An 11,216-nucleotide genomic window follows, 5' to 3' on the forward strand; every position below is an offset into this window, starting at 1 on the left:
AGATTAAGGAACAGATCTTAAACGTATTGTAATGGACGACGGTAAATTGATCGTGTTTTCAGCTCCTTCAGGATCGGGTAAAACTACCATAGTTAGACATTTACTGAAACATGAGGAATTGAAACTTGATTTTTCAATTTCAGCTACCTCTAGAGAAGCCAGAGGTGAAGAGAAACATGGACAGGACTATTATTTCCTTTCGCTGTCAGATTTTAAACAAAAGATCAAAAATGACGAGTTCCTGGAATGGGAAGAAGTTTATCGCGATAATTTCTACGGAACCTTGAAAAGCGAAGTGGAAAGAATCTGGGCGAAAGGAAAGCACGTTATTTTTGATATTGATGTGGTTGGCGGCTTGGATATCAAACATATTTATCCAGACAGAACGCTCGCAGTATTCGTAAAACCACCGAGTATCGAAGAATTAAAGATCAGGTTAAAAAAACGTAAGACTGAAAGTGACGATAAAATAAATATGCGCGTAGCAAAAGCCTCTATTGAACTTGCCACCGCACCTCAATTTGATTTTATTATCGAGAACAATCACCTGGGAACTGCTTTAAAGGAAGCTTATAATCTGGTTTCCAATTATGTTGGCGCAGATAACATTAAAGAATGAACAGGAAAGTAGGTTTATTCTTTGGATCCTTTAACCCTATCCATATTGGTCATTTGATCATTGCCAACCATATGGTAGAACACTCAGATCTTGATGAGGTCTGGCTGGTTGTGACTCCACACAATCCGCACAAAAAGAAAAGCAGTTTACTTGATAATCATCACAGACTCGAAATGGTATATAGGGCTTGTGAACCTTTCGAAAACCTCAAACCCAGTAATATTGAATTTGGTCTGGAACAACCAAATTATACCGTAAACACGCTGGCTCACTTACAGGAAAAGTTTCCTACTAATGAGTTCTGCCTGATCATGGGTGAGGATAATTTAAAAAGCTTCCATCGCTGGAAGAATTTTAAGGTTATTCTGGAGAACCATCAGTTGTATGTGTATCCCCGAATAGCCGAAGGTACGGAGATCGAAAGATTTCGAGATCATGCCAAAATAACCAGAGTTGACGCTCCAATCATTGAAATTTCAGCAACCTTTATAAGAAGATCTATTTCCGAAGGAAAAAATGTGACACCTCTGTTGACCGATGATGTCTGGAAATATATTGAAGAAATGAATTTTTACAAATAAGTAAAGACTGTTTAAAAATCCGTTTTTTGAATATCCTAGTTTGCTGATTGAACCTACTTTTTTCATTGTGGAACTACAAGCATAAGAACGTCGACTGCTCTCAATTTAATATTCTCAGGACTTTTAAACAGTCTTTGAAATCTATCTTTTACTATCCATTGGAGGTATTCTTAGAACCTGCCCCGGATAAATTTTATCTGGATCATCCAGCATAGGCTTGTTTGCCTCAAAGATCAATGGATACTGGTTTGGATCTCCATAATGTTTTTTAGAGATTTTACTTAGAGTATCACCTCTTTCTACGGTATGGAAAACGGCTTCAGGCTCTTTATTTTCAACATCCATTCTATCATCTACCTGCGCAATTCCTTCAGAATTACCTACAACCAGTACGATCTTTTCACGGGTTGCCTGATCTAAAGCAGTACCTGTGATCGTAGCCATATCGTGTTCAATATTGACATGAAGATTATCAGCTTTTAGGTTCAGGTCCCGAATAGTTTCTTCAAGATTCCTTGAAACTCTTTCATTTTCCTTCTTTTCTTTTAACTGATTTTCTGTTGTACTTACTTCATTATCCTTTGGCTTATCAGCACCAAAGATCTTTTTTCCTGCATTCTTAATGAACGAAAATAATCCCATTATTATGATTTATAGTTAGTTATTTAAATGTACAAAAGCCTTCCAGATTCGCACCTCTTGTACATCCTAAAGTTTTCTCAAAATTCAAGGGATAAAAAAAACCGCTCCTTCCGAAACGGTTTTTTTCAACTAAATAACCAACCAAAAAAACTAAGAATGTAAACTTTACAAAACTAAAAGTAAAGCACAATATTAGAACGACAACAGATTTATCAAATTGTACAGCTTCTAAACTTTAACTGTTAACCTTTTTGCGCATTAGAATTACAGCATTCTCAATAATTATACTGAAATACAGAACAATTCTTTCAATACCTCTAAAATTGACTATTTTTGAAGAAGAGAATGTAATTATATGGATAAAGCTCCGAGTTTTGGTGTTATTGGTGGAGGTAGCTGGGCAACGGCTATCGTGAAAATGCTATGTGAGAATCTTGATAATGTGAATTGGTATATGCGCAGTGTTTATGCTGTAGAACATATTAAAAAGCAGGATCATAATCCCAATTACTTAAGTTCCGTAGAATTTAATAATGATCAGCTTACCCTTAGTAATGATATTAATGAAGTTGTCGAGGCTTCAGAATTTATCATTTTCGCCATTCCTTCTGCATTTCTAAAAAGAGAGCTGGATGCACTAACCATTCCCTTGCATGACAAAGTTGTTTTCTCTGCAATTAAAGGCATCGTTCCGGAAACTAGTCTAATTGTTGGAGAGCATTTCAACCAGTATTTTGATGTTCCCATGGAATGTATTGGAGTATTAACCGGACCTTGTCATGCCGAAGAAGTTGCATTAGAGAGACTTTCTTACCTAACCGTTGCCTGCCAGGATGAACAAAAGGCCCAGCTGGTTGCAGGGTATCTTGGAAGTGATTATATCACCTGCAAAACTACAGATGATGTTATTGGTACGGAATACGCAGCCGTATTAAAGAACATTTACGCAATCGCCGCAGGAATCGCTCACGGTCTGGGTTATGGTGATAATTTCCAGAGTGTACTTATGAGTAACGCCATCAGGGAAATGAAGAAGTTTATTAAGAAAGTACACAAAATGAAGCGTAATATCAATGATAGCGCTTACCTGGGAGACCTTTTGGTTACTGGTTATTCTGTATTTAGTCGTAACCGGATGTTCGGGAATATGATCGGGAAAGGATATACCGTTAAAAGCGCTCAAATGGAGATGAGCATGGTTGCTGAAGGTTATTACGCTACTGAAAGTGCTTATAAGATCAACCAGGAAAAGGGAGCTAAAACGCCGATTATCAATGCGGTATACGCCATACTTTACGAGGGTAAGAATCCTAAAAAGGTTTTTAATAAACTAGTGGACAAATTAGATTAAAATATCAGTTTTTTCTTACTTATTATTTTATAAATCGCTGTTAGACAAACTTTTCAGCGATTTATTTGCACGGTTATCATCTTATATAGTACTTTTACCCTACCAAATCATTTTAAACCAAAAATTATCATGAACAAAAAATTACTTTTTCTCGGCTTAGGACTTGGCCTATTCCTAACCGGGTGTGAGACTGATACTGTTTCGGAAGATATCACGACAGAAACTTCATCAGCAGTAAAAGAATCAAAAACTTCTACAACAAAAATCCATGAGCCTGTTTTTCTACAGGGGATCCACGAACCAGTGTTCTTAAAGAACGGGTTCGAAGATTGCGATATTTTTCCTGTCTATGATGGTCCTAAGGATCTGCATGTAGGTAAAGGTGAAGCTATGGACTTTAGTGAACATACTCATTTAGAAAACCTGCGTGTAGCTGGTGAACTGAATATTTGTGGTGAGATCGAGACAGAAAAAAATACGGTTATTAGACGTAACGGTGAGATGACTACGGTAGGTCTGGCAATTATAGGCTCTGAGGAAGAACCTAAAAACCTAATCATCAATTACGGTGGTCACTTCAATATCAACGGAGTTCTGATCGTAACTGGAGATTTAATCCTGAATTCTGGAGCTACCCTACAATTCCTGAATGATGACCTTGAAAACAACTGGTTATGGGTAATGGGAGATATTAGAACTGCCGATTATTCCTTTGTTTACGGTATGTACAATACCTATGATGGTGAGGAAGATCATGATCACGACGGTCACGAACACTAGAAAATTCATTATTTCGTTATACTTAAAAAGCCGGCAAATTGCTGGCTTTTTTCATTTTCAGTATTTTCTTATCGGTAGTTTCTTACACTTTATAGAAAAAGGCTGTCATTCAACCAGTTTCATTTTAAAACTAGAGATTAATTGCTATTTTTACCTTCCCAAATACTTTAACTAACCTATTTACCATGAATAAAAGATTATTCGGATTCAGCCTAAGTGCGATCCTATTATTTGCATCCTGCGAAAAGAACAGTATTTCAGACGAACCTTCTCAGGAATCTGATTTCAGTATTGCAGATGCTTCAGAACTTTCCTCTGCGATTAATTTTAACGAAACTGGCGTTATTGGTTTTGCCTCAATTAGCAACAATAGAAATTCTGATGCTTCCACCGTATTTGGTATCGAGCAGATCGCTTCGCTTGAAGCTCCTGAAGTTGATGGAGTAAAACTAAGAGCTACACATGTAGATGTAAAAGGTGATTTCGCTTATGTTTCTTATAATAAAGAAGGCGCCACTTATCTTGGAGCTGTCGATGTAATTGACATTCAGGATAAATACAATCCTGTTTTGATAAACAGAATGACCACTACGATTGCAGATATAAACTCGTTGTTTGTAGATAGCAATAATGTGCTTGTACTGACCGGGGCTTCAGCAAAAGAGAATCGCGGAACGGGTAAGCGCACCATGATGGCTTATTTCAATCTTGAAAACGGTAATTTGCCTACTACTCTCGTTCAGGAAGTAGATGACATTCGAGTAGAAGTTAACTATAATCTGGATTTTGGAAATACTGGAAATGCAGGTGTTCATATATTGCCAATAGACGGCGAAGCTATTACAATTAGCGGAGATGCAGGTGCAATCACAAGATTTGAATATCCTGGAATGATAGCTGGTTTTGATGAAATCACCACGGAAGAAATTGGAGACCTTAGATATGCTGCTCTCAAAAATAACACGTTGGCTGTTCTAAGTGGTGTGGACGGACTTATGAACTTCAATGTAGCTGATGGTTTTAATCTTACTTCTCAAATTAGTACTGCTGCACTAACTGCTGAATCAAAAAGAACGATTGCCTGGTATGGTGATAATATCCTTGTTTCTGAAGGTACAGAAGGTGCCGGGATCTATAGTTTTGAAAGTAATTCTAAAGTAGGCAGCCTGCCACTAAAGATGCATCCCGATGCTGCTACTATTTCTACTGAAGATGCTGTGACTAACGCTGTTTCTACTGATGGGAATTATGTATATATGGCTAACGGTGGTGCAGGACTTGATATCTTAAAGCTTGATGATGAATTAACTCCTATTGCTGAAGGTATTGCAGAAATTGAAGGTAGCGCAAACTTTGTACAGGCTAAAGGCGATTACATCTACGTAGCTTCTGGAATAGGCTTAAAAATACTAAGAATTATTTCTGTGGAAGATGCACCAGACACTAGCCCTGAAGAATTTCTTAGCTGTTCAGATTATCCGGTATTCGATGGTAAAAAGAATCTTACAGTTACTCCATCTACGATTGAGTCTTACTCAGGTGTTATGAACGTAAAGAATCTGAATGTAAATGGAATGCTTAATTTCTGCGGAACCATGATCATTGAGAAAAGTGCTAATCTAGGTAGCAACGGTGAAATGAATGTTTCTGGTAGTATCCTACTTGGCAACAACAGGTCTGCTGAAAAACTTACGATCACCTCTGGAAGTACACTTAGGGTAAACGGACTGGTTGAAATTCACGGAGATCTTAATATCCAGAGCAACGGGAAACTGGAATTCGTTGGAGAAGGTTCAAAAATTTATGTGGGAGGAACTGTAAAAGTTCATGATGGTGGTGCTCTTGAAGGGAAATTTGAAGATCTTAATGACAGATTTTAATAAGAATCATATTAATACAGAACTAAAAAAGCCTCCAAAAGGAGGTTTTTTTTTGTGCTATAATCGAGTCATCATTTTGCAAGAATTCCTTTTTCCGGTATTACCGGGATCTCCACCCGAGCATTTTCTCGAATACAATTCGCCTTAAAAACAAAAGTCTTCTCGTACATCTTATTATTCTGGAAGAATGTCACCTTAAACTCATTGTTCAGCTTTAGAACATCTTCCTGAAGAAATTCGATCTTGGCGAAATTCTTTGCCGGCAGTACTTCAATTTTATGTCGCATGGTAGAAGTTTCCTTCTTCTTATCAAAACCCCTCGATACGATAAGCGCCATCTCCAGAGCTTCAGAAGAAGCATTGATCAAATAGGCATTCCATTCGTAGGACTCGAATTGTTCGTTCAATACATAGACCGCGGCGAGGTATACCTCTTCTACTTCCGGTATTTCAATATCTTTCCTCAAAATGTATCTTCAGCTTTGTGTTTGATCTTTATCCACAACCAGTACAGGAGTGCTGCTGCAACGGCAAGCAGGATTAATCCTAAAGTCAGTTTGATAACCGCGATCACGAAGGTCACATAAATGATGATTCCCAGGATAATTGCTCCAATAATGAGGATAGCGTATTTTTTCATTATAGTGCAGATTTAAATTGCTCAAGAAATCTTAGGTCATTCTCGTAAAACATCCTGATATCTTCTATCTGGTATAGCAGCATGGCGATTCTTTCAATTCCCATCCCAAACGCAAATCCAGAGTATTCCTGTGGATCTATATTGCAATTTTTTAGAACGTTCGGGTCTACCATTCCGCAACCCATGATCTCAAGCCAACCCGTTCCTTTGGTGATTCGGTAATCGGTTTCAGTTTCCAGACCCCAGTAAACATCAACCTCCGCACTTGGCTCGGTAAACGGGAAATAAGAAGGTCTAAGGCGAATTTTTGATTTTCCGAAGAGTTGCTCGGTAAAATACAATATCGTTTGTTTCATATCAGCAAAAGACACGTCCTTATCAATATACAATCCCTCTACCTGGTGAAATATACAATGTGATCTTGCCGAAATTGCTTCATTTCTGAAAACTCTTCCCGGAGAGATCGTTCTAATAGGCGGTTTATTCTCTTCCATGTAACGCACCTGAACGGAAGAAGTATGCGTTCTCAACAGGATATCAGGATCTGTCTGGATAAAGAACGTGTCCTGCATGTCCCTTGCTGGATGGTATTCCGGAAGGTTCAGCGCCGTAAAGTTATGCCAGTCATCTTCCATCTCTGGTCCTTCAGAAACATTGAAACCAATATTGCTAAAGATTTCGGTGATCTGGTTCTTAACAATGGAAATTGGATGTCTCGAACCTATTTCAACTGGTTCTCCCGGTCTGCTAAGGTCTCCATAAACACCTTTTTCTTCCTGACTGTTTTCAAGACTTTCCTTTAAAGAATTTACACGCTGGGTTGCAGCATTCTTAAGCTGATTGATCACCTGGCCGAACTCTTTCTTCTGCTCATTTGGAACATTCTTGAATTCAGCAAAATAGTCGTTCAGAATCCCTTTTTTACCAAGGTATTTGATTCGGAAAGTTTCTATTTCTTCATTCGTAGCAGCATTAAAGTTTTCAACTTCAGCAATATGCCCTTTAATCTTGTCAATCATTGGTTTAGTCTTTTCAGAAGCGCAAATTTAGTAAAATTAATACCGAAAATCGTGCGCTTTAAATGCTTATTCTGAAGTAGCCACTTCCGAAGAAAGAGACTTTACGAGCAACCTGTCCCGGTAAATAAAGCTCATAAGGAAAAATACGGAAAGTGCCCCGAAGCTATGCCATAGCCAGTGTGTTCCCATAGGAATTACATACACAAATCCATCCAACACCCTGAAGCTAATGGCGAATCCAAAACTGAGAAATGCCAGTAAAATATATACCCAGTTTTCAGATCTTGTGGTTAAGAAGTAGGTGATCACAGGTAGTAAAAGTCCTAGCGCTGTTCCCACGTAGCCTACAGAGGTTTGTACACTATCATCCCATGGGAGCATACGCACTCCAAACACCAGAATTAAAATTAGTAGGGTAAGCCAGATCCTATTCCGGTTGGTGATTTCCAGTTTTATTGTATAATAAACTGAAACTGCCAGGCATAGAAATATAATGGGTAGCCAGTCTAGGTACATCCAGAAGTCATGACTTCGGGTAGCATGATAGACGGTACCTCCAACAAATCCCATAAAAAGAACCGGTAGGCTCCAGGCTAAAAATCTATGATTACGATAGTCGCTATAGACCTTTAGCGAAAAGTAAATCATGATAAGTAGAAAGAAAATGTTGCTAAAAGTATTGAACGGCTCCACCGGTAATCTTCCGGCCATGGTTTCCTGGTAGATAGGACCACTATCATTTGGAAACGAATCAAAACTTAGCAGAAGGTTCATTTATGAAATATACTTTTTTTCCATAAAATAATTCACGATCGCTTCCTTCATTAAAACCGACTGTTCCCCAGCTTTTAAACTTGGTAACTCCTCCTTCATCTTGAAATGTGGCCAGCTGTCTTCATCATAATAATCGAATTCATAATAGCCATAAGGCTCCAGTAAGGTACAAATTGCAATATGCATCAAATCAAGTTTATGATCCTTCTTAAACTTACGGTGAACCTGACCCAATTCCTGTACCCCGATTAAGTATATAATGGCATCCAGCTCCAAAATTTCTCCATCTGCAAATTGATTGGATAATTTGGTTTGTAATACCTGCCAGCGCCCTTTTAATTGTTCATCTCTTGCCATACTGCAAAGATATCATCTAAGATTTTATAATTATTATATTTGAGGTATGAATACAGTGGATATTGTCCTGGGTATTTTCCTGCTTTACGGATTGGTACGTGGTTTTTTCAGAGGATTTTTAACTGAGCTTGCTTCATTGGTAGGACTTATAGCCGGTATATACGGTGCCATTCATTTCTCCTATTATGCCGGCGAATTTCTTTCACAACATGTAGATTGGGATATAGAAATTATCAACCTTGCGAGCCTGGCCATTACCTTTTTGATTATCATTTTCGTAGTATCCTTAGTTGGTAAAATGCTTACCAAAGTAGCAGACTTTGCAGCACTAGGAATCGTAAACAAACTCCTGGGAGCTATATTTGGATTACTGAAATCTGCTTTTGTGGCCAGTGTGATTATCATGTTTTTTATGACCAGTAATAAAACCCTTGAATTCGTAGAAACTGAAACACTTGAAGATTCTGTTCTTTATGAACCGGTAACTGTGATCGCCCCTATTATTTTACCATCGATCATCAAACAGGTGAAAGAAAAAGACCTTTGGGACTCTGAAGCGGAAGCTGAATAAAAAAATCCGGAACCACATTGAAGCGATCCCGGATTCTTATTATGTCTCTTACTAATTTCCTATAGCAAGCTTACTTTTCCATTAGAGATAGAATAAACTCCTCCAACGATTTTAATCTCACCGTTATCTTCCATTTCCTTAAGAATCGGACTTTTCTCTCTGATCCTGTCCATGGTAAGTTTCACGTTATTTTCAACCACACCAGCAACAAATTCAGAATTACTGGAATTTCTTTCGCCACTAGTTTCAGTTGCTTTTACGGCAGGTTTTATGTTGCTTAATAAATGCGTAATATTCCCAAGTTCAACATCATCACAGGCAGCTTTAACTGCGCCGCAAGCTTCGTGCCCCAGAACCATTACTAGTTTACTTCCGGCAACTTTACAGGAGTATTCCAGACTTCCAAGAATATCAGTATTTTCAAAGTTTCCGGCCACCCTGGCAGAGAAGATATCTCCAACTCCCTGGTCAAAGATAGTTTCTAATGGCACTCGTGAATCGATACAGCCAAGAACAACCGCCTGTGGCCATTGCCCTCCTTTGGTCTGTTCCACCTGAGAAGCGTAGTCTCTCTGATGCATCTTAGCACTCGAAAAACGCTCGTTTCCTTCCATTAGATCCTTCAGCACTGCTTCAGGACTTAAATTTGTTTGTTTGTCTTTATTTATTATATCTTTAATCATCATTCGTTCTTATTATTAGGTTTAGGTTAATACTGATCTACTAAATTAGCTGATCTTCTTCTGTGCGAAAAATTCCTGGTAACTATCTGGATTCTCAATAGTTCCTCTTTCTGAAATAATCTTGATATCTATATTCTTTTCCGCAGCCTTTACTCTGAAATCGTCAAGAATCTCTATAATATCATTATCCAGATACCTGCTTTTTCGCACATCCATGATAAGATAAGAATTCTCTTTTAATTTATTCAATTCCTTAATGATCGCTCCTTTATTGATAAAAGTAACCTCTTCAGCAAGAGTCATTTTCACAGTCTTGTTTTCATTCGTTTCATTTTCAATATGAAGGAAGTAGGAATTCTGGTAGGATTTGATAAGAATTACCACGATTCCAACGGCAAGTCCAAGACCAATTCCAATTAGAAGATCACCAAATACGATTCCAACGATGGTTACAATAAATGGTACGAACTGCTTCCATCCTTTCAAATACATTTCCTTAAATAAGGCTGGTTTCGCCAGTTTGTATCCTACAAGAAATAGAATAGCTGCCAGTACTGAAAGTGGAATATAATTAAGAATATTAGGAATTACTACAACAGATATCAACAGTAAAAAACCATGTAGAATTGCTGCCATTTTGGTTTGACCTCCAGACTGGATGTTCGCAGAACTTCTTACGATTACCTGTGTAATTGGCAATCCACCAATCATACCTGAAAGCATGTTTCCTGTCCCCTGTGCGAACAGTTCACGGTTAGTAGGAGTGGTTCTTTTGTGCGGATCCAGTTTGTCTGTTGCTTCCACACATAATAAGGTTTCCAGACTGGCTACCAACGCGATCGTAAAACCGGTGATCCAGATCTGTAAAGTTCCTATCATTTCGAAAGAAGGTACAGTAAACTGACCAATGAATGAATCAAAACTATCTGGTACTGGAACATTTACAAGGTGCTCCTGAGAAATTCCGAATGTCTCATTTCCCTTGGTAACCAGGAAGAAAATAATTCCCGTTCCCACTGCAACTAATGGTCCCTGTACAAGTTTAAAGAACTTACCCTTATCGCTTAATACAGTTTCCCAAAGTACAAGAATGATCATCGCAATGATAGCGATCAAAGTTGCTCCCGGGCTAATGCCATTCGCCATATTGAAAATTTCTGAGAACGTATTCTCTCCATCTACCTGGAAAAATGCCCAGTCGCCTTGAGGATCATCATCGTAACCAAAGAAGTGAGGGATCTGCTTCAGGATAATGATTATCCCGATACCTGTAAGCATTCCTTTAATTACCGAGTTTGGGAAATAATACCCAATAATAC

At 38.3% G+C, this 11,216-nt stretch carries 14 protein-coding genes; 6 read left to right on the forward strand and 8 right to left on the reverse strand.

The annotated features are described in order from the left end of the window. The first annotated feature begins 31 nt into the window (after positions 1-31). A complete protein-coding gene (gene gmk / locus QZ620_RS11560) occupies positions 32-619 on the forward strand; it encodes a guanylate kinase (RefSeq protein WP_295181776.1) in 588 nt (195 codons plus the stop codon). Beyond that, positions 616-1,200: a nicotinate (nicotinamide) nucleotide adenylyltransferase gene (gene nadD / locus QZ620_RS11565; RefSeq protein ID WP_295181779.1), complete on the forward strand. Its 585-nt coding sequence runs from the start codon at positions 616-618 to the stop codon at positions 1,198-1,200. The genes gmk and nadD overlap by 4 nt, the downstream gene beginning before the upstream one ends. Positions 1,201-1,341: 141 nt before the next feature. On the opposite strand, the gene lysM is transcribed toward nadD, so the two are convergent. Next, entirely contained in the window at positions 1,342-1,842 is a 501-nt protein-coding gene (gene lysM / locus QZ620_RS11570) for a peptidoglycan-binding protein LysM (protein WP_295181782.1), read from the reverse strand. 355 nt (positions 1,843-2,197) lie between these two features. Between lysM and QZ620_RS11575 the strand changes: the two genes are divergently transcribed. The 3 genes from QZ620_RS11575 (at position 2,198) to QZ620_RS11585 (ending at position 5,853) form a co-directional block, all read left to right on the forward strand. Further along, positions 2,198-3,193 (forward strand): NAD(P)H-dependent glycerol-3-phosphate dehydrogenase, encoded by a 996-nt coding sequence (locus QZ620_RS11575; protein WP_141876252.1) that lies wholly within the window; start codon positions 2,198-2,200, stop codon positions 3,191-3,193. 129 nt (positions 3,194-3,322) lie between these two features. Continuing rightward, positions 3,323-3,973 (forward strand): hypothetical protein, encoded by a 651-nt coding sequence (locus QZ620_RS11580; protein WP_295181786.1) that lies wholly within the window; start codon positions 3,323-3,325, stop codon positions 3,971-3,973. A 185-nt stretch (positions 3,974-4,158) separates the two neighbouring features. Next, positions 4,159-5,853: a hypothetical protein gene (locus tag QZ620_RS11585; protein WP_295181789.1), complete on the forward strand. Its 1,695-nt coding sequence runs from the start codon at positions 4,159-4,161 to the stop codon at positions 5,851-5,853. Between the two features lie 71 nt (positions 5,854-5,924). Here QZ620_RS11585 and QZ620_RS11590 read toward each other — a convergent pair whose 3' ends face one another. The 5 genes from QZ620_RS11590 to QZ620_RS11610 form a co-directional block, all read right to left on the reverse strand. Beyond that, complete coding sequence (locus QZ620_RS11590; RefSeq protein ID WP_295181791.1) at positions 5,925-6,320, reverse strand: hypothetical protein; 396 nt, start codon at positions 6,318-6,320, stop codon at positions 5,925-5,927. Beyond that, the gene (locus tag QZ620_RS11595; RefSeq protein ID WP_185739439.1) at positions 6,317-6,493 is read right to left on the reverse strand and encodes a hypothetical protein; all 177 of its coding nucleotides are present in this window, start codon (positions 6,491-6,493) and stop codon (positions 6,317-6,319) included. The genes QZ620_RS11590 and QZ620_RS11595 overlap by 4 nt, the downstream gene beginning before the upstream one ends. After that, positions 6,493-7,512 (reverse strand): phenylalanine--tRNA ligase subunit alpha, encoded by a 1,020-nt coding sequence (pheS, locus tag QZ620_RS11600; RefSeq protein WP_295181796.1) that lies wholly within the window; start codon positions 7,510-7,512, stop codon positions 6,493-6,495. Before pheS ends, QZ620_RS11595 begins: the two co-directional genes overlap by 1 nt. 66 nt (positions 7,513-7,578) lie before the next feature. After that, positions 7,579-8,286, reverse strand: coding sequence for a hypothetical protein (locus QZ620_RS11605; protein ID WP_295181798.1), 708 nt, complete (start codon positions 8,284-8,286; stop codon positions 7,579-7,581). Beyond that, positions 8,287-8,643, reverse strand: a complete 357-nt coding sequence (locus QZ620_RS11610) for a hypothetical protein (protein WP_295181800.1) — start codon at positions 8,641-8,643, stop codon at positions 8,287-8,289. It lies immediately after the preceding gene. Positions 8,644-8,689: 46 nt separating this feature from the next. Between QZ620_RS11610 and QZ620_RS11615 the strand changes: the two genes are divergently transcribed. Next, complete coding sequence (locus QZ620_RS11615) at positions 8,690-9,214, forward strand: CvpA family protein (protein WP_295181802.1); 525 nt, start codon at positions 8,690-8,692, stop codon at positions 9,212-9,214. 59 nt (positions 9,215-9,273) lie between these two features. Here the strand turns inward: QZ620_RS11615 and QZ620_RS11620 are convergent, their stop codons facing one another. After that, on the reverse strand, positions 9,274-9,897 hold the full coding sequence (locus tag QZ620_RS11620; RefSeq protein ID WP_295181808.1) for a carbonic anhydrase family protein: 624 nt from the start codon (positions 9,895-9,897) through the stop codon (positions 9,274-9,276). Between the two features lie 45 nt (positions 9,898-9,942). Then, positions 9,943-11,216: SulP family inorganic anion transporter (locus tag QZ620_RS11625; RefSeq protein ID WP_295181805.1), on the reverse strand; the 1,274-nt coding region annotated here is incomplete at its 5' end.

The sequence above is a fragment of the uncultured Christiangramia sp. genome (assembly GCF_913046405.1).
Classification (GTDB): domain Bacteria; phylum Bacteroidota; class Bacteroidia; order Flavobacteriales; family Flavobacteriaceae; genus Christiangramia; species Christiangramia marina.

What these genes read in the sequence shown, in the direction of transcription:
- QZ620_RS11610 (WP_295181800.1), bottom strand. Translation starts at nt 8,643, where the DNA reads ATGGCAAGAGATGAACAATTAAAAGGGCGCTGGCAGGTATTACAAACC.
- QZ620_RS11580 (WP_295181786.1), top strand. Translation starts at nt 3,323, where the DNA reads ATGAACAAAAAATTACTTTTTCTCGGCTTAGGACTTGGCCTATTCCTA.
- QZ620_RS11620 (WP_295181808.1), bottom strand. Translation starts at nt 9,897, where the DNA reads ATGATTAAAGATATAATAAATAAAGACAAACAAACAAATTTAAGTCCT.
- gmk (WP_295181776.1), top strand. Translation starts at nt 32, where the DNA reads ATGGACGACGGTAAATTGATCGTGTTTTCAGCTCCTTCAGGATCGGGT.
- pheS (WP_295181796.1), bottom strand. Translation starts at nt 7,512, where the DNA reads ATGATTGACAAGATTAAAGGGCATATTGCTGAAGTTGAAAACTTTAAT.
- QZ620_RS11575 (WP_141876252.1), top strand. Translation starts at nt 2,198, where the DNA reads ATGGATAAAGCTCCGAGTTTTGGTGTTATTGGTGGAGGTAGCTGGGCA.
- QZ620_RS11605 (WP_295181798.1), bottom strand. Translation starts at nt 8,286, where the DNA reads ATGAACCTTCTGCTAAGTTTTGATTCGTTTCCAAATGATAGTGGTCCT.
- nadD (WP_295181779.1), top strand. Translation starts at nt 616, where the DNA reads ATGAACAGGAAAGTAGGTTTATTCTTTGGATCCTTTAACCCTATCCAT.
- lysM (WP_295181782.1), bottom strand. Translation starts at nt 1,842, where the DNA reads ATGGGATTATTTTCGTTCATTAAGAATGCAGGAAAAAAGATCTTTGGT.
- QZ620_RS11595 (WP_185739439.1), bottom strand. Translation starts at nt 6,493, where the DNA reads ATGAAAAAATACGCTATCCTCATTATTGGAGCAATTATCCTGGGAATC.
- QZ620_RS11615 (WP_295181802.1), top strand. Translation starts at nt 8,690, where the DNA reads ATGAATACAGTGGATATTGTCCTGGGTATTTTCCTGCTTTACGGATTG.
- QZ620_RS11585 (WP_295181789.1), top strand. Translation starts at nt 4,159, where the DNA reads ATGAATAAAAGATTATTCGGATTCAGCCTAAGTGCGATCCTATTATTT.